Here is a 25511-nt window from a genome sequence, read left to right as displayed (position 1 = left end):
TAGCACAAAAAGCGACTGTTTTTTTATGTTAATAGATGATTTATTACTTCAAGTCTTAGGAAAAATACCTGATGTAACTCTTTTTAATATTTTTCTTAATGGCCATTGGCATAAAGATATTGTGATGATAATTATCAAAATGAAAACAAATGATTGCAGAAAACGACTTGAAAATTGTCCAGCAATCCAATTACCTCCATAATAAATGCAAATAACCCCCAAAAACACCGTGGAAAGATAGGCAAAAGAAGCGAGAATTAATTGTTTAGCCGTTAATTGTTTTATTGATTCTCTGTTTTTGTGTATAAGATTGATTGCCGCAAATATACAATAAGCTATAATCATAATTGTAAACACACAAATACATCTCCTTTTAACGATCTCCCTTTATAAATATCCATATTATAACATTTTTTATTGCACTAAACTGCTTTTTTAGTTCAATAACTAAAAAAGAGCTGCCTATGCAACTCAATGTTCTTCAAGTAAAGCCCCCCGTTAGCTATCCATGTCGCGTACAATCAACACTACACCACAGAAAATGAAAGATTATTACGTTCTTTCATGGGAGTTAAATAATAAAAGGGACGCTTATTCAACAATCGCGCCCGTTGTTGAATGTTCTTTTTCTATTGAAGATTATCGTTGTACTGCGCAGCTGGAAAGTTGTTCTTCTTAAAGTTAAGCGCCCTACAGATCAAAAAGAGATAGTGGGTTAATCCTTTCCATCTTCCTTGCATATTTCACTAACTAGCTGCCATAACGCGTTGTTTTCTTTATTTTTCGGTCCAAGCCTATAACAATTTTCATATTGAGGTTTGACTTCCTTTATTTTTTGCATTAAATCCTAATTAATTTTTCAGAGGTAACTAATTATTATGTCGTTTGTTAACTTCAATCGCAATGAACTCCGGCAAATAATTGGGAGTACAGCCCTTTGATACCATTTCATTTTTATAAAGACCCGTTTTCTCACCAAGTTTAATACAACGTGCACGATTCTTTTCATCATAAACGCCTATCCAGCCTGCGAGGAAATTCATAGCCCATTGAACTTCCGGTTCTTCCTGCGTAATATTAGCTTCTAATGTAGATAGTAAGTCTGCGGTATTATCAGGCGGTGTTTGTCCAGTCCATCTCAATCGCGCTTGATAATACCAGAAAGCCCGCCTTTGAAGAGCACAAGGGCTATTTTCCCATGACTCCATCCATGCAATTGTCTTCTTGTCTTTGGCGAGCTGATTTGCCATTAACCAATCCATTAAGTTATTTCGCTCATCAAAAGTGTGAGTCTGCATATCCTTATCAAGCTTATTTAGCACATCTTGTGAAAGAAGTTTTTTGTCCATAATTAAGATTGCTAATAGTCTGGGCAAAAACTCTTCGGTTGACCAAAGTTCCATAGCTAGTTCGTGATCTTTTTTAATGTCCTTCGCGATTTTTCGTAAGTCGCCTAGCTTAGTTTTACTATTGATCTGAGGTAAAATGTTTTCTGCTTTGGAAGAGCGTTTTATTTCTGTATCTTTTTTTTCATCCATTTTATACAACTCCTTTATTAAAGCACTGTTTCATAATATGCCCTAGACGGGATATATAAAGAACTTAATTTCGTTATAAGTCTTATTGCAGTGGTGTGCCTCAAAAGTTTACCTTTTTTAATATGGTAGGCAGATTCGCATTTATGTTCCCCAATTAATAAGAAGCCATTTATATTTCCAACACAAATACCCAATTTTAAATTTTGGGTTCTTTAATAGATTGGGGATTCGGGAAAAGTAAGGGATTTTATTGAAGAAAAGCGCCCGATTGTTGCATAAGTCTATAAACTAAGCTGTGCTTTTAGTTCAATAACTTCAACAAAAAAACCTTCAATCCTTTTTAAACAACAAGAAAAAACGAATTCTAAAATCAAAATCCGTTCTTCGTAAATTCTTATTCTAACTCTAACACAATGTTTGGCGTATATGTGGCAACACATTGGCGCTGATGTGTTTAATTATATTAGCTAAGTTCCTATTTAGTTGAAGCAGAAGGTGTTATGACGTAATCAAAAGCGTTCCATCGTTAAATCAGTATTTACTGAAACCGCAGCTTTATTACCTTTAGCAGCTGAAATCATTAAAGAGGATGGTTTAGATCTTTCTGTTTCCCCTGCAATATATACGTTTTTTTGGGTTGTTCTACCAACACCATCTGTTATAACTTTTCCATTTTCATGAATTTCACAGCCAAGCTTCTCAGCAAATTGATTTGGGTGATAATAAGATGGGGCAACAAATCCACCCGATCTTATAATTGTTGCTCCTGTTTCAAACTCTATTTTTTGTAAGTAACCGTCCTTACCTATTAAGTCTTTTATCTTTTCCGATATAATTTTGATATTGTGTTTTTGTAACTCAATTTTACCTTCTTTAGATAATTGAACGCCATTCGTTAAGACAACCAAATCCTGCGACCAATTATAAATTAACTTAGTCAAATGCAGTACATGCTCTTCTTTTTCTGCAATAACCACTAATGGCTTATCTCTTTGCTCCCAGCCATCACAATACGGACAACTAAATAGACTTTTCCCATAAAACTTTCTTATACTTGGTATAGTAAATATTTCTTGAATACCGGTGGCGAGTATTATTTTTTCTGAAACAAATTCCTGACTAGTAGATGTTTTGACAGTAAATCGCTCATTACCTATATCCTTAATGATTTCAGTAACTGTTGCAGTAAAATATGATACGGACGGGTAATTCTCCAACTCTTTTAACGCTATTTCTTTAAACGCTTGTGGTTTTATCCCATCTCGAGTAATAAATCCATGTGACGCTTGTGTCACTCTATTCCTATTCGTTCCATCGTCAAATAATGCAATGTTTCTCCTAGCCCTTCCTAAAGTTAAGCTAGCACTTAATCCAGAAGGACCTCCACCTATAATGATACAATCAAGGACATTCATTTTTTTACCTCCGTATTGATCGGTTTTATTTTGATTGTTATTTGCAAAAGAGAACTACATTATTTCCCACATCATGGATTTCCATTCGTTACACACTAATATTAAATATGAAATTAATTCCCTGCACATCCTACATGGACTAACTACTCTTAACTCTCTATTTTTTTCATCAGAATAAGGACGTCTGACAGCAACAATTGTATCAAAGTATCTTTCTCCGTTTAAAATTGCATTTCCAATCGCGATAGCTTCAGCACATACTGTAATCAAGATAACCTAGTAGCATGTAATTCGGTAGGCTTTACCCGGAGCCAATACAGAATATTACCACAAGTATGGAAAAATTAAAAAGATGTTCAAAAAGGAGAGCCTTTTTGAACACCTGTACTTTATTTCAACGGAATATTCAGTTCAATATTTTTTCCAATAGGATTGAAGTAATAGCTTAGATATATTTTTGCTTTGCCATCATAATTTTCAAAGTTTTCCGTCGCAAATAGGTACTGGTCATCATCTGAGAACGAGCCACCTGTATATTTTAACGTCGTGCCATCTGCTTTAACAGCGCTATTTAGAAACGTATGTCGCCTTCTATCATCCCATTTCTTTGCAGCAACTGATACACTTTGCTGTGTTACAGAAATATCCCAATCCAAATAATCGGGCTTCGTGAGTACTTTAGCTCGGCAATTTCTTTGTTTTTTAGTTGCTGAAAATATTTCATATAGACGAGTTGCTGCTCCGACAAGGATAAATGTTCCAATAACCGCTCTATATCAGAGTAGATGACCCTTTCAACTTGGTGATGTTCCTTAATTGAAACGGTTGGTTGGCGTTTTCGTAAATGGTCTTTACAACAATTGATTAAGACGCGCACGAGCCATGTTCTGGCATATTCGTGCTGTTTAACGGTATGCATTTTTTTCAGTGCCTTGTAAACCAGGTCCTGCCTCACGTCTAAAGCGTCTTGCTCATTTTTCAGATATGTAAAAGCCGTGCGATATAAAATATCTTCATCCATTTCAATAAGTGAAAGTATCGCTTGATGATCCCCACGAATAGCACGCTGCACGATTTCAAATTCCATCCTTTTCGCCTCCTTCCACCATTAGACGGAGCGATGCTTCATTTCGTTCAAAAATTTTAAAATTATTTAGGAAATCGTCTATGGATTTAATCTTTGCGTCAAAGATGTTCCTTTGAAGACATAAGTTTTTAATTCCTTCTTCAACTAACCTGCGCCGTTAGTTCAATAAGAAAAAAAGAGCTGCCTATGCGTTAGTTGAAGAACTTAGATTATACAACTGAGCCTTATAGATGAAAGACGATGAACCAACCCTACTCTGGCATAGGTTCTGAAAACCATCAAATTTGCTAACGGTGGTATATTAACTAGCCTTTTTCCTATAAAGTTATTTTATTTCGAGGCGAAATTATTCAACATCTCCCTCAATTATTACTTTAAACTTTTATTTATTTTCCAATTCCCTGAAATAGCAGATAACATTAACCATGGCTCTATGACCATATTGATTAAAACATGAGCTATAATTGGTGCAAAGGTGCTTCTTCCAGTATAAATATAGAGTACAGCAAGAAGACAACCTAAGATCGTAGTTGAAAGAATGGCTGGAAGTGCAATTTTTATCTCTCCTCGCAATAATACCCATGCTCCATGAGCAATCCCAAACGCAATTCCTGAGATTAACACTTGTGGAAGATATGATAATCCAATAGATAATAGATAATCCATGAGCAAATGTCTAAATACAACTTCTTCTACTATTCCACTTACAATAGCAGCCCATATACCAATTAATTTAAGCCAAGAAAATGTTAATAAATTTCTTTTCACATAAGGTATTGCAATCATTGTATAGGAGATATACCCTATAACAATTAATAAAGCGAAAAACCACATAGGTAAATTAAGTAACATTTCCGGTGAATATCCCAATCCATGCTCAATAAACCTCTTAGGATTATTTATATACCAATAAATAACACTTATTGTAAACATACTTGATATGCTTACTAATATCCATGTCGTCTTAATTCGCTCTTTTAGCGTTGTTATCTCGTTCATACTAGCTGCCTCCTTGAGTTATATGTTTAATTTACTTTTGTTAAAGCCAAATATAACGACATAAAAGTTTAGCAACAATACTTTACGAGTAACATGTCTTTATTTTTAGGTGAAATGCTTTTTATTACATATAACCTGCATTATTCGAATCGTAATTTATGCTATATTTTTAGGGAGAGGTGATAGAATTGAAGATAGAAATAAAAATTGATACACAAATCGATGAACCCTATATAACAATCTGCGTGTCCAAATTAACACCAGCTATTCAGGCTGCAATCTCACTCTTACAACAAGAAAATGAACAAATTTTAACAGGGACTGCAAACAATAAAGTACATATTATCGAACCTCATACTGTAATTGTTATTAGAACGGAAGGAAAAGAATTAGTACTATATAGCGACGATGGTAATCGTGTTATTATGAGTAAACCCTTATATGAGTTAGAACAGCAGCTAGGTGATGATTTTATCCGGATTTCTAAATCTGCAATAATTAATCCTAGAAAAATCAGAAATATTGAAGCTTCCTTTAATGGAACAATGGAAATTGAGCTTATTTTAGGAATAAAAGAAGTGATTTCTCGTAATTATAAAAAAACATTTAAAGAGCGTTTGGGGGTATAGTTACATGAACATTTTCAAGAGTTTAGGATTCGGTATAAGTATGGGATGTACAGTTTTTGTTACTGTTAATCTTATTGGATATTGGATTAAAGGAGATTTGTTTTTAGATGCTGTTATGGCTACTTTTCCTCAACAAGTATTAGGATCAATTATTGTTGGAATTGCTTGTATACTCCCTTCATACATCTATAGAATAGAACGTTTAACATTCTTACAACAAAGTGCTTGTCATTTTTTTATAGCTATAGGTACCTTTATAGTTGTTGCCTTTTCTTTAAAATGGATTCCTACATTTTCGATAAAACTAACTATCCTATTGTTGCTATTTAATGTATTAATTTTTACATTTGTTTGGCTGTTATTTTATTTTTATAGTCAAACGGAAGTAAAAAAAATGAAGAAGAAAATTATTGAGCATACAGACAGTAGTAATAATCAATAATATTCTTTGATAGAATTCAATAATTCAAGAGGCTCGTCACTAAGATCAGCCTCTTTTACAATTATCACTGTATGAACCAAAGATTCTTCAACTAAATTGCTCCGTTAGTTTAATAAAGAAAAAAAGAGCTGCATATGCAACTTTATGTTCTTCAAGTAAAGCGCCCGATTGTTGAATATCAAGGCAGTGATCTTGGCTTCTGCTTGTCAAAATAGGCCTCTATATTTGATTAATCTAAATAGCAGTTCTGTTTAAAAGTTTCTTTTTAATAACAAAGTAAGTTAATATACCTAAGCAAATATATATAATTAACATACCACTCCCCATTACTAACGAAAATTTAAATCCAATAGTTAGAGAGTATATATTTAGTAATATATAGATTGTTAAAAATACAAAACCTTGCTTCCTGCTTTTCACAAAAACAGTAGTAAAAATAGCTAATATTAAACTGACGCTAATTAATTGTCCTAAAAAGACCATTGTATACATCAAAATATTAATCCCCATTCAAATCTCACCTCGCAACATGATTCGGAAAAGCGCCCGTTAGTTGAGTAAAGTTTATTACTTATTTGATTGCCATACCCCACCTGAACCTGGTGTAAAGCCACAAGTTTTATAAAAGTTAGTATTGTTTTCCTCGTATGTTACCGTTACAATACCTAATCCATAACGTTCAGACTCTCGCAATAATACTTTTACCAAATTAACCCCGATTCCCTTTCCTTGATACTCTGGATGAACGATAATATCTTCCATATATCCATGTTCTAAGCCCATTCCACAAACATATCCAAAGGCAATCAGTTTATTATTTTCATTTCTAACCCCAGCCCAGAAATTACACCGTTCAAACAATTTCGGGTAATCTTCATCTCGTCTACCCCAGCCAACAAATTCTCTTAATTCAGGTACTTCATTATTAGATATTGGTATGTTGATGATAGCTTGATAGTTCATTTTATTCCACCTCCTAACTTACCTTTAAATGGTAATTTCTATATGGTAAAGCCTTAACCCTTCTTCAACTAAACTGTTCCGTTAGTTTAAGTGCAATCCTTCAGAAATCCATCTATATTCTAACATAAATATCCAATTCCCATTAAAGCTTATTCCACAATATGGCCCGTTTGTTGAACAAAATTTTGATTCATTTTTTCATATCCATTAACACTATAAATAGTACCTTCAGATTCAAAATTTAACTCGGCTACGGGAATTGGATTTTCTAGATTTATTTTTACGTTATCTACTTCATTTTTAATAACCTCAGTAATTTTAAAATCCCCCACTGTATACCCACCATTAACAGATCCATTTACTTTAGATGTATAGACCTCGGTTCGTATTCTCCTTTCTATTCTTAACATAATATCAATATTTAACTTTAATCCCTGCTTTATCATCAGCTAAAGGATATGCTTTACGGTTAAAACCCGTTGCTCTCATAACAGCATCACTATTTTCTTTTCTTGCGTATGACCTAATCCAGCCTCATGGCCAACCTCATGAACAAGGCACTGATAAGTAAGCGTTGCTTATTTCATGTGTTTCTTTTTCCAATCTACCAACGTCATCATTTTTTCGTTATCAGGAAGTTCCATATCTAATGGTGTTATTAGTTCTAATGAATTGCCATCAGGATCGTAAAAATATACAGCTGCATGATGTGGATTATTTTTAAATACTAACGGTTGCATCTCTGGGGAGAAACCAAAAGAAGAGCGTATTTCGATATTTACAGACTCTAGCCACTCCTTCACTTTCTCAATTTCACTTTTGTCTACTTTAAATGCTAAATGACGAATTGATGGGTGATATGGAAGATTTACAGTTTCACTTTCCCAAAGTCCTAACCAACTTTCCCCCTTTACAATCCAAAAGAAAGCCAGCTTTTCTTGTTCGCTTGCTAGTTCTAAACCAAGCTTTTGATAAAATTTAATCGATTCCTGTAAATTACTCACAGGTAAATACGCTTCATATAATCCTCTAATCATATCAAAACTTCTTCGATAGTTATATTTTAAATAGTAAAATAAGTCAGAGAATATTAACATACAACTTTTGATTGAATAAATTATTATAGGTTCCCAAAACAGCATAGATAGTAGTTCCAATAAAAGACGGTTATTCAAACTGAAAAACCCTTAAATCACCTTTAAAATAAAGGCATCCCATCAGTGTTGTTAATATGCTTTGTCATGAAATTTCTCCTGTTTTGCCATACATAACTCTAAAATATTATTATCATAATTTGCTTTTGTTTGATTTTGTAATCTTGCTCTTATACTCCCAAATCCGTACAAATGATGAATTTTGGGTTTATACTAGTTTTCCGTGGAGGTGATTACATGAGAAACAAAATAAGCCAAAGCGATCGAGGAAAAGAGAGGAGTTTTGTCTGCTGAACAAAAGATGAGTGTTGAAATTGATTAATGGAGGTATTTTATGAAAAATAACAAACATTTTAATTTTTACAAGCTTTGGCTAGGACAGTCTATCAGTTTGTTAGGTACCCAGTTTACAGTAGTAGCTTTACCTCTTTTTGCATTAGAGGTGCTAGAAACAAGTGAGGCGAATGCTGCCTTGCTTCGTGGAATAATATTCGTACCTTACCTAATTTTCGGATTAGTAGCCGGTGCTTTGATTGACATCCTTCATAGAAAAAAGGTTTTGCTAATTTGTAGTATATGCCAAGGCGTTTTATTTTTATCAGTATTCATACTGACTGTAACAAATATAATAACGTTCCCTTTATTGGTGTTTCTAATGTTATTAAACGGAATATTTACCACCTTTTATAACATTGCAATTCCTTCTTTTTTACCGGAAATATTAACAGATAAAGACAACTTAAAAAAAGGAAATGCTCAACTAGCCCTTTCGGAGTCACTTTCCATAGTAATCGGTCCTATGCTAGCAGGAATCGTAATTACTCTAGTTGGATTAACAGGCTTATTCACTGTTGACGCGGTAACGTATTTTGTTTGTTTTGTGTGCGTATTATTTATTTCAAGGTTTAAACCGCAAGCAGAAGGCTCTTTAAAAAACGTAAATATAAAATCGATATATAAAAACATATATGAAGGTTTGATTTATTTTAAAAGCCACCCTGTATTAGAACCAATTGTAAGCTGTGGGGCTGTTTACGGCTTCTTTAAATACATACTAAATAGCATTTTAGTAATATTCCTTTATAAGGTAATGGGTCTATCTGAACTTGAAATAGGCTTTGTTGTAGGTTCGGCAGCGTTGGGCTTTTTAATAGGGAATACGATACTCTTCAAAAAAAGTCAACAAATTAATAACACAAAAATACTTGTTTATAGCGCTACTGTATCAGTTATCGGTCTGTCCTTAATACCGATAATGGGATATTTGGGAACCGTATTCGGTATAGTAGCTGCAAGTATCATACATGGTATGGGAGAAGGTGTATTTGGCCCTTACGCTGCAACCATACGACAACTTGCCTCACCAAATCACATGTTGGGCAGAGTAAATGCTGTACAGCGTACGCTTAATTGGGGAGCTTGGGCATTAGGAAGTTTTGCTAGTGCTTTTTTAGTTTCTATATTTGGACTTCAAACAACGTTATTTATAGGAGGTTTCGGAACAACATTGTGTTTAATAGTGTTATTAAGGCGAGGCATATCAAAAGGAACCAACATTGAATATACGACTTCAATTTAGAGGAGATAAATATGATGGATAAGATATTAAAAGAAACTAACATAGAAAATACACCACACGTTTTATTTATAGGGGGATGGACTAAACCTATACAAGATGCTTTAGACAGGGGGTATACTGTTTCGTATATAGGGTCTTACACTAAACACATATATTTCAATGGAACTATCTTAGAAAAGTGTTTCTATAAAAAAGAAATAGACACAACAAACATACCCGTGTGTGTCTACTATGCTGAAGAATTGTACAAAGAGAAACCGTTTGATCTGGTTGTATCTTTCAACGAAGTAGCCTTGGATACGGCAAGCATTATTGGAAAGATTTTTAATGTTAAAGGATTTTCTTACAACGCTAATTTGATAACTCGCAATAAAGACATGATGCGTGAAATTCTAGTAGGCAAGGACTATTCGATAGATTCGATAATTTGCAACAATATAAAAGACATTGATGAATTTTTGCATATAAAAGATAGTATTATAATAAAACCTCCGATTGGCGCAGGTGGTAAAGGGGTGTCAAAGCTAGACATCGGAGATAACGTAGAGCTATTTATTAAAGATAACGGTATTCAACTACCTATTTTAGTGGAAGAGTACGTTGAAGGTGACGTAGTTTATACAGTCGAAGCCGTTTCTTATAACAAAAAACATTCTATACTAGCCATATCAGCTGAAATATTTAAAGAGGATACGTTTTTAATAAACTATACTATTATGCCGGCACCTATAGATGAATCTCAAAAAAAATTAATCATTGAGAAAGTAATGCTATTCTTGGACGACATGCAACTAGAAAATGGCATTACTCATACAGAGGTAAAGTTAGACAAACAACATAAACCAATTATCATAGAGTCTCAAGTTAGGATAGGTGGAGGTAACATTTGGAAAATGGTAGAACTAACAACCGGTATATCTCAATTTGGATACTATTATGATGCATTAGCTGCTAAGACTATAGATGAATTTAGATGCGTACCTTCAAAATGTCAAGCTATGTCTTTAAGCTTAATTCCAAAACCAGGTTGCTTAAAAGAAATCAAGTTTAAAGGGTTAGCTAACATATCCGAGGTCGTATTAATTGATCTTTTAGTAAAAGAGGGTGACACCATACCAACTATTGTAGACAATACTCACCGCAAAGGATATATATTATTTACAGCTAATGATATAAAACATATGTACGAAGTTGCAGATAAAATATGTGACAATATAACGTTTGTTTATCAGGATTTTTCAGAATGGAAACCTTCTTTTAAAAAAATACTTTAAAAAGGAATGTGGCACATGACTGGTCTATGTCAAGAAAAAGGACAATTTGGCCCACGGGTCTTTCCCATATTTATTTTAATTACAATCCTATACACTGGTATTTCTTATTCAACATTCATGTCCTTTTATTATTTCAAATCTGTATCAGAACTACAATATGTTACTCAACAATATGGCCCTTTCCATGAATAAAGAAATACTCTACAAAATAGGTTTTTTATCTTCAATGCTCTATTTTAAGACTGGCTCGGCTGGGGTAAATGCTTCCCATTGATTATATTTCGTTGTTATTGATGAAATAAACCAATACTCTTTAAATGGTTCTCCACGATTATAATCTTCTCCCCCCCACCAAAGTCTCCATATGATGCCCATAAATCGTAATTAACGGTATACCGCATTTTGGATTCGCTGAGCTTTTTTACTTTAAGATCAACTTGATTCACTGTTAAAATGGGTGCGAGTGTCCTTAATTCTTCAAGGGGAATATAAGCTGGCTCTCCCCTTATTTAAAGCACCTTTAGCATCAGAGTTTAGATAATACTCTATTGAGGTTACTCCATTCGTACGTGAGAAGATTCAATTCCTTACCTGCAATTGTTATCTGTTCAGATTGAAGTAAATTGGCACCATAATACTCATAAAAATAACGGGTTCTATTGTCTTCTAATACCTCCACAAAAGCTTTATTGAAGCTAAGTTCTTTAAATTGAAGAAAAATTTGTTTCAATAGTTGTTTTCCAACTCCCTTTCCATGATATTCTTCAAGTAGATAAATAGATGTTAAGTCCCCAGAATTAGGAACATTATTACTTTCTCTTTTTCCGCAATCAGCAAATCCTACAATTTTTCCCTCATTATTTTCTACTACAAAGACATAATTTCCCTCTTTTGTAATATTGCGATTCCATAAATCAGTTCGTTGTTCATATGATAATTTCTTTAAAAATTCTTCTGGTATGATGTTTTTATAAGTAGATCTCCAACTATCAACGTGTACTTTTGCAATACCCTTTGCATCAGTCAACATAGCTTTTCTTGTGTTCATTAAATCCACCTCTTATAAAAGTACTTAAAATACATATTCCATTTAAATACAAATAATCCTTTTTCTTATCAAGCTAAATGACCCTATAGCTTTAGAACATTTCTTTACAATCTCTTCATTTAAGTTACTAAACAATCTGGCCCTATTACTGAAAAAGGCACAATTCTACTCAAGAATTTGGCCCTTTAATGAAAAAAACACTTTCCTTATTCCAGAAAAGCGCCCTTTAATGGAATAACTAAAATATTTATCAAATCCTATACTCATTAGTCATACTCTAATGAAAGTTTCCTTGTTCTCTTCTTCAATACAAAAGGAGTTAAATGCACAGCGAACTTGATATTCGGTACGTTCGTTCTAATATACATTTCCTCTCCCTTCACAACTGCAAAGGTGGGTGATGATTTCCCCTTTCAAAACCTTCAACAAGTTTTTGAAATGCTGGTATTGGAGAGTATTTTTATCCTTAAAATTAGTGATTCTTCATAAAACTTCTATTTAAATAGAAAGAATATCTGATAAAAATAAGTGCAAGTATACCGAATAATCCTCCAATCCAGCTTAAATTCACTATATTTGTATACTGAATAATGATTCCTCCTAATGCAGAACCTAGCATCATTCCAACATTCATTAAGGCGGTATTAAAACTGAGTACTGTTTCAGAGGATTGTGGTTTTAGTGAAATCAGATAAAACTGCTTTGCTGGTGTCGTTGTCCAAGTTGCTACTCCCCAACAAGCTAGTGTGACAAATACACCGACTGCCCTATACTGTGTAAATGTTAGTACAAATAAAGAGATGATATGAACACATAAACTTAATGAAATCGTTCGATTAGGTCCCCATCTGTCTACCGCATATCCTCCAAAGCGTGAGCCAATAAAAGCAAAAGTGCCTAAAACAAATAAAGCGATACTTGTCATTTCTATAGAAAAACCAGCAGTATGACTTAATAATGGAGCAATGTAGGCGAACACCATCGTATATCCTAAAATCCAAAAGATCGTTGTCATTAAACCAGTAAGGACTCGTTTATCTTTTATAATTTGTAGCTGTTGTGTAAATGGCAGCGGTTGGTTTCCTTTTATGGATGGTAATAATTTGTAAAGTCCTATTATTAAAAAAACTGTGCCAAGCGCAATAATTAAGAAAATATAGTGCCAATCAAAATGTCCAGCTAAAAATGTTCCGATAGGTACTCCAAGTACTAATGAAACAGTGAAACCTGTAATGACTGTTGCCATAGCACTACCTCTTTTTTCTGGAACTGCAATTTGCGCAGCATAATTGGTGGCAACAACAATGTATAACCCTCCACTCATCGCCATAATGACTCTAGATAACATAAGAAAGACAAAATTATAGCTAAAAAATGCAACTAGATTCCCTAGAATAAATATAGAGATAGCATATAAAAGTACTTTTTTACGATCCAATTTAGACGTTAGCATGACCAAGATCAAAGCTCCAATAGCATAAGATAAAGAATAAATCGTAATCAACTGACCAGCCATTGAAATTGAAATATCTAATTCAAAAGAAATCAGTTCTAAAATTCCAGAAACAACAAACTCTGCTGTTCCTGTTACAAAAGCCCCTAAAGCTAAAAGTATGATGATTAGTTGATTCATATTATTTTTCAATTTGTACATCTCCTTATATTTGAACTACTGTTTTTATTTTATGTTCCATGTTAACATAAGTAAAATTGATGTTTTTAATAAAGGAGATGAGTAATTACTCATGACTATTGTGCGCTACGAAATCATTGCAAAAGTGGTTGAGCTAGGAAGCTTTACAGAAACTGCTGAAACATTAAATATGACCCAATCTGCCGTGAGTCATGCAGTTGCGAGTTTAGAATCTGAATGGGGAGTTTCTTTATTAATTCGTGATCGAAAAAAAGGAATAACACTTACAGATATAGGACAAAAAATTCTGCCGCATATTAGAGAAATATTGAAAAGAGTGGAAGTCATTAATCAAGAAATTGCGCTTATGACAAGCTTGGAAACAGGTATTATTCGTATCGGCACTTTTGCAAGTGCATCTTCCTGCTTATTGCCTAAATTACTTGCAAAATTCCGGAAAAAGCATCCTAAAATAGAATTTAAATTTTACGAAGGAACCTATGAAGAGATTACGGAATGGTTAGGTTCAGGCATTATTGACATTGGATTTGTAGTAAAAGGAAAATCAAACCCAAATTTCGATTTGGTTCCTTTGATTAAAGACAAGATGGTAGTCGCTTATCACCCTGATCATCAATTTCATTCTAAAGAAATAGTAGAAATGAATGATTTAATGTATGAATCCTTTATTATGCCAACAGGGATGTACCAATCACATGTTGAGGAATTATTTGCAGAAGCGCAAATTAAACCATCTATTCTTTTTGAAGTACAAGACTGTACAACCATCGCTAATATGGTACAGGAAGGACTTGGCGTTACGATAGGTCCAGAATTATTTTTAAAGACACAGCAAAACATAAAAATCAGCAAACTAAATATTGAAAACAGCCGTGAAGTAGCACTTGCCTGTCAATCAATTGCAAATGCTTCTCCTGCGGTTAAGGAATTTCTTCATGTGGCAAAAAATAGAAATTATTAATAAAACACTAAACTACTCCCCATAGTAAGCCAATCCTATTCATGGTTTGCAACACTTTGAACGCCCAAACCATGGCAGGTCTGGCCCTTTAGTTTAATAAGATATCCTACAATTCTTAAAGAATAGAAAACGAGAATACTGAGTACTAAAAAGATTTGAATGATAATTCCCACCACACTACAAATTAAACCGGAAGTAGCTAATCTACTACCACTTTGGTTTTTTTCTACAATTTCTTTTGTCGCTTTTCTAGCAACTACAACTCCTAAACCACAAAAAAAAAACCGATAAATGGGATTAGGATCTAAATAATACCAAGGTTTAAAGAAATTACCGAATTACTGTTTGTTTGAGCATTTTCAACCATTTAGATTTCCCCCTTTACAACCCTTTAGTTTAAGGGAAAATCTTCACAATTTTTTTGCTCCATAATTATTTTCATTAAAGTGTTACTCAAGAAAATGGCTCTTTCCATGAATAAAGACGCTTTCCCTATTACGGAAAAGCGCCCTTTAATGGAATAAGAAAAATTCATTTTAAACATAAAATACATAATGTAACATCTTTATTGTGATTCAACATCATATACCTCTGTTTTTGTGAAAAAAGTGGACTATATATTTTCAAAAATTTAGGGTTAAATGGTTGTTCAATATGATCTACTACTCTCTGGTAAAGATGGATTGATCATATCTGTTACTGCACGATATAGATTTTCCGGATATTCAGCTATTCGATGACATAAATACAAGTACCACTCTTTTCCGTAAGTCAAGTATACTTTACAGTTATACTCTTTGCTTTTTAAATTACTTAACAAATCTGGACGTATTCCGTAGAGCATTTCTATTTCTACATTGGGATGATTAAGATATTGACGGTGTACAATTTCTTGAATAAGAGTTTCATCATGTGTAGCTATAGAAACTGGGTGATTAGCTTCTATTAATTGTTCTACAAGTTTAAGATAACAGTTATTCAATTCCTTCGATCTAGACATAGCAACTTCGGCAGATTCTTGATAAGCCCCTTTGACAACTCGTATTTTCCCAGGATAACGAATGAGTTCCTGGATATCATTGTTAGATCGATATAAGTGTGCCTGTATAGTTATCCCCACATTTGGGTACTGCTCAGATGCTTTTTTATAGATATCGAGAATGTCATTCGTTTTCGATGATTCCTCCATACTTATCATAAGTGTAATTCCGTACATATTTGCTTTCTTGGCTATCTGAAGCAAATGAATATAAGCTGTTTCTGGATTCACAGATAATCCAATATGTGAGAGATCAAGCGAAACAGTTTGCTTAATAGACATAGAACCAATTTCTTCTATGAGATTCAAAAACTCATCTTTGGCTTTTATGCATTTTTTTAAATCTGTTATATTTTCCCCTATGTATTCAAGTGAAATAAAATAACCTTTTGAGATCAGCTCATTTGCTATCTCGATTCCTTCTTGTTTATTTTCTCCTGTAACAAACCGTTTGGCAGCTTTCAATAATATTGGATAGAGTTCATTGGATTGTTGAATATAGGATTTAATATGTTCATTTCGTGCAACCGATTTAAGTGCTTGAGCGACTTGAACTTCAGGGGTTTTCATCATTATTATACATCTCCTTTTTACTATTTGAATCCACTTTATCATGGTAAAATGGTTTATATTAGTACCACTTAACATCTTTTTTGATGGTACCACTTTTATTTATTGAAGGGGAAAATGTAAATATGCTTTGGATACCCATTGACCGGTCGTTAGATATACCTTTATTTAGACAAGTTTATCAGCAAATACGAGAACAAATTTTAAACGGGGACTTACACTCAGAAGAAAAACTACCGTCGACACGTGAACTATCTTCTGAGTTGAATGTGTCCAGGAATGTGATTTTGGAAGCGTATGATCAATTATTGGCTGAAGGGTTTTTAGTTGCAAAAAGGGGTGCTGGAACATTTGTTGCTGAAGGAGCTTTTTTAGAACAACATAAAAAGGCGCCTTTATTTCATTGGAGTGAAGATGAAAACAATGAAGATCACATCATCAACTTTCGTTCAGGGATACCTTCACTGGATTTATTTCCAAGGAAGACATGGGCGAAATTATCTCACAGCACATGGAATGAAGCATCACCTTCTACGTTTGGGTATGACCTCCCTGAAGGACGACAGGAATTAAGGCAGGTTTTGTCGCGCTATTTACTGAAAACTAGGGGTGTTGATTGTCATCCAGAACAAATTGTGATTACTTCTGGTGCAACTCAAGCTCTGACACTTGTCTCTAAATTACTTTTATCGCCGGATGATACAGTGATAATGGAAGATCCAATCACCAATGATATTCAAACTATATTTAAAACTTCAGGCGCTCTTCTTTACCCTATACCTGTTGACGAATATGGAATGAAGACATCTTTGCTGCCATTAAATAATATTCCAAGATTCATCTTTGTTACTCCGTCCCACCAGTTTCCGTTAGGAGGAACGTTGCCAATTCAACGACGGATTCAATTGATTAATTACTCGAGAAAAACAAATTGTTATCTTGTTGAAGATGATTATGACAGTGAGTTTAGATATGAAGGCCCACCTGTAAGTTCATTACAAGGATTGGAACCGGAACGTGTGTTATATATTGGTTCGTTTAGTAAAATCTTATCACCTGCTCTTAGAATGGGATATTTAATTCTTCCTTCACATCTTATTGAAAAATGCCGCAGTCTAAAATGGTTTTCGGATCTTCATACGTCTTCTTTAGATCAGCTTATTCTTGCCCGTTTTATTGATGATGGTTATTTGGAACGACATATTTCGAAGATGAAGAAGATTTATAAAAGTCGAAGAAACTTCCTTATCCATTGTTTAAAAACTACATTTTCGAATAAAGTTAATATAATCGGTTATTCGACTGGATTACACCTAATTGTTGAAATAACTGACTCTCATTTTTCAAAGGAATTAATTGGAGAAATCGAACAAATTGGAGTTAAAGTATATCCTGTAGAAGCCCATACAATTAAAAAGGGAAAACACCTTAATCGAATTATTATTGGGTATGGCCATCTAAAAAATGAAGAAATAAAAGAGGGCGTGAGGAGATTACATCAAGCAATTTATAATACCAAAATCTTTAAGTAAGCCGGTTAATCCTTATTGAAAAGGAAAACCGGCTTTTTTTATCTAGAAATTGGTTTAGTACGTTTTCCGTGTTTTTCTACAGTACCCTACTACAGAATAGCGCCCGTTTGCGGATATATGAAAATTGATTACCCCTCAACAAGCCCATAGTATTTATAAAGTTTACCTTCTGATTCTACGAGTAAAATTGGTCCTCCATTTTCTTCTTTTTCTTTAACCGAAAAGACTTTTGCACCAACAGGCAATTTGTTCGACATTTCGTCTTCAAAGTTTGTATCTGTATCGTTTTTTGTTTTTATTTCTCCTACCTGCTCGTCTTTTGTTAAGGTTAGTGCTTCAACCCAATCAATGCCAGTCTGATAAATCACTCCATTGAACTGAAATATATCGGCTTCAGGATCTAATTTTAAAATCCCTTCCGCATTAGGATTTTCAGTTGTATAAACTTCTACTTTACCTTTATCCGATGAATTAGAACATCCAACAGCAGTTAATAAAACGAAAATAACCAAACCCAAAAATAATCTTGACACTTTCACATTATCCCTCCTTGGATTGTTAGACGGATATAGGTTAATTAAGTTACCTATTTGTTACGTTAATTGGTCCTTTTCATGAAGGAAGACGCTTTCCTTATTTCAGAAAAGCGCCCGATTGTGGAAGAAACATATTTTCAAGTTATTTATGATGCGGTTCACCGTCCCCCTACTCATAAGTCAGTTTCATTGGTATCCACTCTAATTTAATATTGGTCTGTTGTTGCTCCTAATGTAGCACCGCGAATCATCGATTCATCACTAAACTTTATTAAATCACTTGGTTTTCCTGTAACCACTACACCAATAATTTTAAGGTTCTGAGGTTCTAGTTTCATTTTGCCCTGATTAGTTATGTTATTAATAATTTTCTCTGCATCGTCTTGATAATGACCACCATCCTCCTTTACCTTCTCTAAGATTGATATAAAGTTAGAGGCAGAATAGGCTTCTGCACTTCGGTTATACGGAAAGCCATATACTTCAAATCCATCGATCGTATCGTCAGGGAAATTCTTATCTTTGTTAAATTTATTATCATTTTCTATATCATCTTTACTAAACGTATCTACCCAATACCATGCTAATTGTTCTTTAAATACCTCATTTACTTCCTCAATGGAGTATCCATCATCAAATGAAAAAGCCATTTCTACAACTGTGTTATCATCAATCGCATTAAGTAACGTTCTATCATCAAATATTTGCATATAATTTACTTGTGGATGAAAAAATTCAACGACTCTTTCTCCTTCATAATACAAAGGAATTCGCTCATCATCTGAGTATCCTAAGCCAAAAGGACCATTATTTGAAATAAGTCGAGATGCTCCCAAAATAGTAAAAACTTTTTCCTGTTCCCCCCACGGAATTGGTACGCCTCCAACGACTTTTACTAATGTCATTTTTGCTGTTGCAGAAGTTAGAGAATAATTAAATATGGTACCTCGCTCTTCAATGTTGGCGCCCATAATATCGTTCCAAGTCGAATCCAAGTCTGTTTCCTTTTCCATTTTTATTTTCATCATTGTATTCCCAATAAAATAGAGTCCAAATAAAACGATGAGACTAATAACAAATGAAATGAGCACCATTTTTACAATTGAACGTTTCCTTGCTTTTTTTACTAATTTCTCAAACTCAAAATCTTTTGGAAAAAACTCATTTTCCTTGTTCATTTTCATACCTCCTATATTGTTCGATAAACTCTTTTCTTGCCCTATGGAGAGTAGTCTTAACAGATCCTTCTTTCATGCTATACAGCTCCGCTATCTCATTTATTTTTAATCCTGTACTATATTTCAGAAGAAGCAATTGCCTGTATTTCGGATTTAATTTAGTTAAGATTTCCTGTACATCTCTTTCTAGTTCACTTTGCATGAGGACTTTTTCAGGTGTTTCTTCCTCAAATATTTCCTGTACGTTGAATTTCAATAATATATCTCTTCGTCTAGATTTCTTACGGGACAAATCATAATATTGATTTACTGCTACTCTAAATAGCCAACTTTGAATATTATCAATCTGGACTGAGTCTATGTATTGTAAAAACTTATACGCAGTATCTTGGATAATATCTTCTGCATCCTCCTTTGAAGCACCCATTTTTATTAGGTAAGAGTAAACAAATTTTAGTATCTCATTTAATTTTTTCCCCATCATGGAATCATTCATTTCAAACCTCCCACCTTTAAAACGTTTCAATACTAAAAAGGTTAACAAAAAATATAAATTTAGGTTACTTATTTCTCTTTAACGTATATTTCTTTAGTTGAGAAATAAAAAAAGAACTTGGTAAGAAAGTTTTCGCTTCTCGCCAAATTCATTTAAAAATATAAATTAGAAAATATATTGATTACATTTAATCAATCTTCGACAGCCAATGGCTATTTATAGTAGATCAACCTGTTGCTTTGAAATAAAGTTTGATCAAAAAAACTCACAAACTAGCATTTTACAATAAATATAAAGTATCCAGTTTTAAAAAAGATTGATCAAAATGGATTCTTTAACAGCGGATATTAGTTTCGTTTTTAATAAAGTTTGATCATTTCGTAATGGTGTTGCTCACCGATTGCGCCCGATTGTTGAACAACATCCCTAAGTTTTTGGAATTAATGATAACTTATGTTTTAAATCATATTTCACTCTTAGATATAGTCAAGCCACGAATGACCAGTTGGAAATTGCCTTTTCAAAGTCATTTTTAACCAATCCCTTTGTTCAGGCAGTAAATATGGAAGCATAATTTGTAAATCTTTAAAATCTTTTTCTCTAACCTTTGAGCTACCACCTTTATAAAGGAGTTGAATCTCGGGTCTCAGGTAAGGTATCTCATCATTTGTTCTTAAAAATATATCCTCTAATCTTCTTCGAATAGATTTTTCTCTCCTGTAAATCCAGGATTGTTGCTCAGTCTCTACTAACATAATTTGAAAAGCCCAGGGAGAACTACTGCTTTTTGTAACCCAGATATCATTTGAGGTTTTTAAAAACTCACCTTCTTGCCAAGGAACAAGTTTCCCATTCTCTGCTTTGTATAACATCCAATCATCTGACAAATGATTATAGGCAGTCAATTGTTCCTCTCGAAGTATTATTACATCAATATCATCATGTACCCTTGACTGTTTGCCTAAATGTAAATCTAAAGCCCATCCCCCTGCAATACCCCATTTAATCGGAATAATAGAAAAGAGCTTATTAATTTCTGTTATGGTGATTGATTCCCAATTTACTAGCCAAATCCTCCGTCAATTTTGAACGAAGAGTAGAACCAATACGAAGCTCAGCTTCAATATCTTTCAGTATACGTGGATAACTGAAACGTCCATCCTTTAATAAGCGAGCGATGACTAGTGCATCTTTTTTATCGTGCTTTGTTGTAAGTTATCATCTAATTCTTTCGAACGTCTTACGTGCATTGGATTCACCATGACAAGTGGGATACCGTATTGATCTAAGAAATAGGCTAAGTTCATCCAGTAGTGGCCTGTAGGCTCAATCCCTATTATTACTTCAGTTTTCTTAGCTTCCTTCATCGTTTGAAGAATCTTTTCATACAAATTTCCGAAGCCTTCTTTCGATTGATGTACGGCAAAAGCTTTTTCTATTACTCGCCCGCGTTCATCGACAAAGCATGCGTAATGAATATGCTTGGCAATATCCATGCCGACAACGAGTGTATTTTCAGTAACTTGATTAATTTTATTATTCCATTTAAAATGCATAAAGGAGTCCTCCTTGTTTGATGATGGGTCAATGGTCGTTGACACTCATGCATCATACTAGAGGGCTCCTTTTCTTTCAAGACCTCGAACATCCTTCAAACAGGAATGCTGCTGCGTTAGTTTAAGAAGAACAGCGATGCTTATTCAACAATCGTGCCCTATTGTTGAATATCATAAAATATTAATGGTGACGACTGCATACATACGTTGGAATGAAGTAAACTATATTATAAAAAGCACAAATGATTTTGTGCTTGATTAGTTTGACTCTTCAATAAGAGTTGGTTAATTTCAGAATATAAGGTAGGAATTATTACGAAAAGAAGGAGAGATACGATGTTCGATCAAGTTGCGTATTTTATTTTACAGGCCCTGTTAATTCTAACGGTTTTGGTTGTTATGGTTGGAATCGCTCTTGGGGATACACTGATTAAAAAAAAATAAGACTGCATCCAATGGATGCAGTTTTTTGATGTTACATCTCTTCGTTTCTATAATAGACCATTCCAAAAGGTTCAAGAGGCTCAAAACCAAATGCTTCTCTTGGTTCATACCCCATATCTTTAAGCCAACTAACTGATTTTTTGTATCCCTCCAACGAGATTTGAAAAGCTATATGTCTGATGGAAGGATGATATTGAATTTCTATTTATCGGTTTTCCATAATCACAACCACTTTTATCTTTTTCAATCCACAAAAAAGCTAATTTATCCTCAACACAGTGGTCAAACTCTAAACCAAGATTTGTATAAAATTCAATAGATTTTTTCAGGTTACTTTTAGCAACACGGCTTCACCCGATATACAATATTAATCCACTTTCCGAGGATTTTTTAAATAAACGAACCACCTTAAAATTGTTTCTACTGGACCGAGTGAAAAGCGCTTTAAATATAGTTGACTTGCTTTTAACTGAATGCCATAAATGATGACTGATAAAAGGATGCCAACAAATACACCCAATGTTCCAAACAACCCAAAACCGTAACCATAAAAAATAAGCGTACAAATGAACGATTGCATTAAATAGTTTGTGAGCGATAGTTTACCGATTGGGGCAAAATAATCGTTCATTTGCGTTTGATAGCGGCTAAATAACCATGCAAATAAGGCAATATAACCAATCGCTAACACAAATGTCCCTGCCGAATAAATAAATAAGCTGTACGGCGTGTCAAAAATAATAATCCCCTTTAGCAATAGTCCGACTGGTACGAACAGCGCCACTTTTTTATATGTCCGAGTGCTATTTTCTAGCTGTAAAAATGCACCCCTTTTCGCCATGCCCATTCCGAATAGTACAAATGGACCTACTGCAAGAAAGCTTATCGCAACATATAAAAGCCAGCCAATTGGTAGGACGAATAATAGTGTAAATCCACCCTCTACAATAAAGTCACCTAATCGTTGCGTCAATATTTCTGCATATGTACCGTCCTGATAAATCTGGATTTCCGCTGCCGTTAAAGGCTTCACGAGCTGTATAAAACTACTGCCAAAAAGGGTTCCCACTCCAAGGATTGCTGTTAAAATGAAGCCCCACACAAAATACGTTTTCACACGGCGCTTTAAGAAGAATAATAATAAAATGAAAAGAGTCGAGCCATATGTTAATAATACGTCGCCTTCCCACACAAGCGCAATATGCATCGCCCCTAGTACGGACAAGCCGACTGCCCGCCGAAACACAATATTTTTGTACTGTAACCCCGAAGCCTCTCGTGATGCCATCATTTTTATCAAAACATACCCAAATACAAAACCAAAAATCGGATAAAATGACCCTTCTACAACAATTTTCACAAAATAATAACTTACTTTATTAAGCCCGCTCGCCGATTCAATAATCTCTACTCCTGATGCACCAAATTGGAAATGAAGCATATTTGCTATTAAAATTCCGATTAGCGAAAAACCCCTCAATGCGTCCATCAGTTCCACACGTTCTACCTTCAATCACTCACCTACTTTTTCGTATTAATTACTATACGCAAGTAGCAAAGAATAGTTTCATGATATTGTAAAAAATGGTTTTTTAAACAAAACAATTGCCGGGTACCCTAGAATATTCATACACTTAGTCCCTTTCGCAATCCCTACTTCTATCTCCTTGCAGAAGAAAAAAGAGCTGTCTAAACAGCTCAACAATCTTCCACGAAAGCACCGGTTAGCTTCATAAAGGGGAACATACAAATTGGTATAATGTATTCATCATTTGAAACATTAAAGCGCGCTGCTTTCATTTTTGTCTGATCTTTGTTCCAGCTACTACTAAAAGTAAGTTAATATCGTTGTCTGCATTTTTTCTAAGCATAAAATTATAACCTAATTACTTTTTATAAAAAAAGTTGGTGCAGAGTCTACATTTTTTAACCATAGTTGTTCTAGACCATCTATACTATCTTTCATCCAAACATCTCCTTGTTTTTCTTTTTGAGATGTTCGATACCAAGTAATAGTTGAATCAACCACTTGAGGTGTATTATCTATGTTATTGTTCTTTGGAAATGTAAGTTGCTTTTGTTCTGCTGTTTCAAGATTAATTATATAGAGCGCTGTAAACATAGTTGGAACAGGTCCCACTTTCCACTCTTTGTTTTCTTTTGCCCGAGCAACAATTATTTCATCTGGAGAAAGCCATTCCAAATCTAGGTCTACATACCCTTTAGGTGTGTAGTCCTTTTGTTTATTCAATGTAGGGATCTCGGTAACGGCTGTATTTTTGTTTACAACGAAAAATCTTCCTTCACCCGATATGAAGGCTAGTTGATTTTTTGTAGGAGCCCACTTTATCCAATTTTCATATCCAAGCATTTTTCCTATCACCTGAAAGTGATCTCCAGCTGATGAAATGACAGATAGTGTATTGCTATCATTGGACCAAGCCGTAGTAGGTGTTAATAGAAAGCTCACCCAGCTTCCATCTGGCTCCACTTAAAATAATTTGCATCAATGGCAAATAAGTCATTTGTATTTGTTTGAATGGTGTAAAAAAGCTTTATTTTATTCGAATCAAGATTAGCATCTACGGGCACTTTAAAAAGACGAACTGGTTCCCATCCAGTAGGAAGCAAATTAGATTGAGATGAAACGATAAACTCTTTTCCATTAGGGAACCATTCAAAATCACTAACACCTAGAGATACATTTTCAAAACCTTTGGGTCGCCCATTTTTGGTTTTTGTCACATTTAAGACACCGCGTGAAATGTAAGCCAGTTGATTGGATGTTGGCGACCATTTAATGTCACTTGTTTCGATTGCTGGATACGGCTGATAGCTTTCCTTTTTCTGCAAATCATACACATACAAATACGTTTTTTCACCAATCTCGTCGCCTGCTAAATAGGCAATAAACTGACCATCTTTTGACCACTGTGGTGAGGATACAACCCGACCTGTCGTAAGCTGTATTTCTTTATCGCCCTCTTTCATCCAAAGCTGGTGATCTCGTATAAAAGCAGCTTTAAGTGGAACTTCAGCACAAGCACCTGTTGAAAAATGAAGACTAACAAATAGTATTAATAATAAAATCCTTATTGCCATACATCACACCCCTTTATGATAGGGTGTCCTTACGAAAGACATAAATTCGTTCATCAAACATAACAAATGCTGGTACCTTTAATGACAAACAAAATCTTTTGTCCAAGAATGTTTGCAACGCCAATGTTATGCTATTTTGTGTTCCATCATAAATAATCGTTAATTTTTCACTGCGCTCATCTCCATTAACCTGCTCTTGGTTTAATAATTCCTCATATAATATTCATTTGGATAACTTATTTTATGTATCAGTCCAGCCAATTAGATACCTACATAAGTAAAACCACCCTTCATGGGGTGGTCTGCTTTTTTAGG

General features: G+C 34.1%; 25 protein-coding genes and 4 pseudogenes. 6 read left to right on the top strand and 23 right to left on the bottom strand.

From position 1 onward, the window contains the following. Nucleotides 1-48 precede the first annotated feature (48 nt). The 7 genes and pseudogenes from C9J31_RS09330 to C9J31_RS09300 form a co-directional block, all read right to left on the bottom strand. A complete protein-coding gene (locus tag C9J31_RS09330) occupies nt 49-357 on the bottom strand; it encodes a hypothetical protein (protein WP_054768692.1) in 309 nt (102 codons plus the stop codon). A gap of 512 nt (nt 358-869) precedes the next feature. Next, entirely contained in the window at nt 870-1538 is a 669-nt protein-coding gene (locus tag C9J31_RS09325; protein ID WP_107947969.1) for a DNA alkylation repair protein, read from the bottom strand. A gap of 509 nt (nt 1539-2047) precedes the next feature. Beyond that, nucleotides 2048-2953 (bottom strand): NAD(P)/FAD-dependent oxidoreductase, encoded by a 906-nt coding sequence (locus C9J31_RS09320; RefSeq protein WP_107947971.1) that lies wholly within the window; start codon nt 2951-2953, stop codon nt 2048-2050. A 108-nt stretch (nt 2954-3061) separates the two neighbouring features. Then, nucleotides 3062-3220: pseudogene (locus tag C9J31_RS09315) on the bottom strand (cytidine/deoxycytidylate deaminase family protein); the annotation flags it as partial. 122 nt (nt 3221-3342) lie between these two features. Beyond that, nucleotides 3343-3609 carry a hypothetical protein gene (locus C9J31_RS09310; RefSeq protein WP_107947973.1) on the bottom strand — a complete coding sequence of 89 codons (267 nt, stop codon included), beginning with the start codon at nt 3607-3609 and terminating at the stop codon, nt 3343-3345. Further along, entirely contained in the window at nt 3588-4040 is a 453-nt protein-coding gene (locus C9J31_RS09305) for a sigma-70 family RNA polymerase sigma factor (RefSeq protein WP_107947975.1), read from the bottom strand. The genes C9J31_RS09310 and C9J31_RS09305 overlap by 22 nt, the downstream gene beginning before the upstream one ends. 369 nt (nt 4041-4409) lie before the next feature. Continuing rightward, the gene (locus tag C9J31_RS09300; RefSeq protein ID WP_107947976.1) at nt 4410-5039 is read right to left on the bottom strand and encodes a CPBP family intramembrane glutamic endopeptidase; all 630 of its coding nucleotides are present in this window, start codon (nt 5037-5039) and stop codon (nt 4410-4412) included. Nucleotides 5040-5218: 179 nt separating this feature from the next. Between C9J31_RS09300 and C9J31_RS09295 the strand changes: the two genes are divergently transcribed. Both C9J31_RS09295 and C9J31_RS09290 read left to right on the top strand, forming a co-directional pair. Next, nucleotides 5219-5668 carry a LytTR family DNA-binding domain-containing protein gene (locus tag C9J31_RS09295; protein ID WP_235616407.1) on the top strand — a complete coding sequence of 150 codons (450 nt, stop codon included), beginning with the start codon at nt 5219-5221 and terminating at the stop codon, nt 5666-5668. Between the two features lie 4 nt (nt 5669-5672). Continuing rightward, on the top strand, nt 5673-6110 hold the full coding sequence (locus tag C9J31_RS09290) for a DUF3021 domain-containing protein (protein WP_107927033.1): 438 nt from the start codon (nt 5673-5675) through the stop codon (nt 6108-6110). A gap of 87 nt (nt 6111-6197) precedes the next feature. Here the strand turns inward: C9J31_RS09290 and C9J31_RS23960 are convergent, their stop codons facing one another. The 5 genes from C9J31_RS23960 to C9J31_RS09270 form a co-directional block, all read right to left on the bottom strand. Then, entirely contained in the window at nt 6198-6320 is a 123-nt protein-coding gene (locus tag C9J31_RS23960; RefSeq protein WP_274520148.1) for a hypothetical protein, read from the bottom strand. Nucleotides 6321-6344: 24 nt separating this feature from the next. Further along, a complete protein-coding gene (locus tag C9J31_RS09285) occupies nt 6345-6620 on the bottom strand; it encodes a hypothetical protein (protein ID WP_107947978.1) in 276 nt (91 codons plus the stop codon). 57 nt (nt 6621-6677) lie between these two features. Next, nucleotides 6678-7073: a GNAT family N-acetyltransferase gene (locus C9J31_RS09280; protein ID WP_107947980.1), complete on the bottom strand. Its 396-nt coding sequence runs from the start codon at nt 7071-7073 to the stop codon at nt 6678-6680. A gap of 149 nt (nt 7074-7222) precedes the next feature. Further along, nucleotides 7223-7405, bottom strand: a complete 183-nt coding sequence (locus C9J31_RS09275; protein WP_107947982.1) for a hypothetical protein — start codon at nt 7403-7405, stop codon at nt 7223-7225. Nucleotides 7406-7651: 246 nt separating this feature from the next. Beyond that, nucleotides 7652-8110: a VOC family protein gene (locus C9J31_RS09270; RefSeq protein ID WP_107947984.1), complete on the bottom strand. Its 459-nt coding sequence runs from the start codon at nt 8108-8110 to the stop codon at nt 7652-7654. Between the two features lie 451 nt (nt 8111-8561). On the opposite strand from C9J31_RS09270, the gene C9J31_RS09265 reads away from it, so the two are divergent. Both C9J31_RS09265 and C9J31_RS09260 read left to right on the top strand, forming a co-directional pair. After that, the gene (locus C9J31_RS09265; RefSeq protein WP_107947986.1) at nt 8562-9806 is read left to right on the top strand and encodes an MFS transporter; all 1245 of its coding nucleotides are present in this window, start codon (nt 8562-8564) and stop codon (nt 9804-9806) included. Nucleotides 9807-9820: 14 nt separating this feature from the next. After that, nucleotides 9821-11080, top strand: coding sequence for an ATP-grasp domain-containing protein (locus C9J31_RS09260; RefSeq protein ID WP_107947988.1), 1260 nt, complete (start codon nt 9821-9823; stop codon nt 11078-11080). Between the two features lie 526 nt (nt 11081-11606). Here C9J31_RS09260 and C9J31_RS09255 read toward each other — a convergent pair. Beyond that, nucleotides 11607-12128, bottom strand: coding sequence for a GNAT family N-acetyltransferase (locus tag C9J31_RS09255; RefSeq protein WP_107947990.1), 522 nt, complete (start codon nt 12126-12128; stop codon nt 11607-11609). A 472-nt stretch (nt 12129-12600) separates the two neighbouring features. Beyond that, nucleotides 12601-13782 (bottom strand): MFS transporter, encoded by a 1182-nt coding sequence (locus tag C9J31_RS09250; protein ID WP_107947991.1) that lies wholly within the window; start codon nt 13780-13782, stop codon nt 12601-12603. Between the two features lie 91 nt (nt 13783-13873). On the opposite strand from C9J31_RS09250, the gene C9J31_RS09245 reads away from it, so the two are divergent. Beyond that, nucleotides 13874-14743 (top strand): LysR family transcriptional regulator, encoded by an 870-nt coding sequence (locus C9J31_RS09245; RefSeq protein ID WP_107927016.1) that lies wholly within the window; start codon nt 13874-13876, stop codon nt 14741-14743. 649 nt (nt 14744-15392) lie between these two features. On the opposite strand, the gene C9J31_RS09240 is transcribed toward C9J31_RS09245, so the two are convergent. Then, a complete protein-coding gene (locus C9J31_RS09240) occupies nt 15393-16352 on the bottom strand; it encodes a proline dehydrogenase family protein (protein WP_107948265.1) in 960 nt (319 codons plus the stop codon). A gap of 125 nt (nt 16353-16477) precedes the next feature. Between C9J31_RS09240 and pdxR the strand changes: the two genes are divergently transcribed. Further along, entirely contained in the window at nt 16478-17884 is a 1407-nt protein-coding gene (gene pdxR / locus C9J31_RS09235) for a MocR-like pyridoxine biosynthesis transcription factor PdxR (protein ID WP_107947993.1), read from the top strand. A gap of 128 nt (nt 17885-18012) precedes the next feature. Here pdxR and C9J31_RS09230 read toward each other — a convergent pair whose 3' ends face one another. The 8 genes and pseudogenes from C9J31_RS09230 to C9J31_RS09200 form a co-directional block, all read right to left on the bottom strand. Beyond that, nucleotides 18013-18423 carry a hypothetical protein gene (locus tag C9J31_RS09230; RefSeq protein ID WP_107947995.1) on the bottom strand — a complete coding sequence of 137 codons (411 nt, stop codon included), beginning with the start codon at nt 18421-18423 and terminating at the stop codon, nt 18013-18015. 203 nt (nt 18424-18626) lie between these two features. Continuing rightward, nucleotides 18627-19598, bottom strand: a complete 972-nt coding sequence (locus C9J31_RS09225) for an anti sigma factor C-terminal domain-containing protein (protein WP_193767001.1) — start codon at nt 19596-19598, stop codon at nt 18627-18629. Then, entirely contained in the window at nt 19582-20094 is a 513-nt protein-coding gene (locus tag C9J31_RS09220) for an RNA polymerase sigma factor (protein ID WP_107947998.1), read from the bottom strand. Before C9J31_RS09220 ends, C9J31_RS09225 begins: the two co-directional genes overlap by 17 nt. Before the next feature lie 476 nt (nt 20095-20570). After that, nucleotides 20571-20999, bottom strand: coding sequence for a hypothetical protein (locus C9J31_RS09215; RefSeq protein WP_342345583.1), 429 nt, complete (start codon nt 20997-20999; stop codon nt 20571-20573). Between the two features lie 9 nt (nt 21000-21008). Further along, nucleotides 21009-21128 (bottom strand): annotated as a pseudogene (locus C9J31_RS24250) (nucleotidyltransferase domain-containing protein); the annotation flags it as partial. A 37-nt stretch (nt 21129-21165) separates the two neighbouring features. Next, a pseudogene (locus tag C9J31_RS09210) lies at nt 21166-21650 on the bottom strand (IS110 family transposase); the annotation flags it as partial. Between the two features lie 811 nt (nt 21651-22461). Continuing rightward, complete coding sequence (locus tag C9J31_RS09205; RefSeq protein WP_107948002.1) at nt 22462-23607, bottom strand: DUF418 domain-containing protein; 1146 nt, start codon at nt 23605-23607, stop codon at nt 22462-22464. Between the two features lie 369 nt (nt 23608-23976). Beyond that, a pseudogene (locus tag C9J31_RS09200) lies at nt 23977-25196 on the bottom strand (TolB family protein). Between the last annotated feature and the right edge of the window lie 315 nt (nt 25197-25511).

It is taken from the genome of Lysinibacillus parviboronicapiens, assembly GCF_003049605.2.
GTDB classification, from domain to species: Bacteria; Bacillota; Bacilli; order Bacillales_A; family Planococcaceae; genus Lysinibacillus; species Lysinibacillus parviboronicapiens.
Note: the sequence above shows the minus strand (reverse complement) of the source record. Positions and strands in the feature narration are given on the sequence as shown.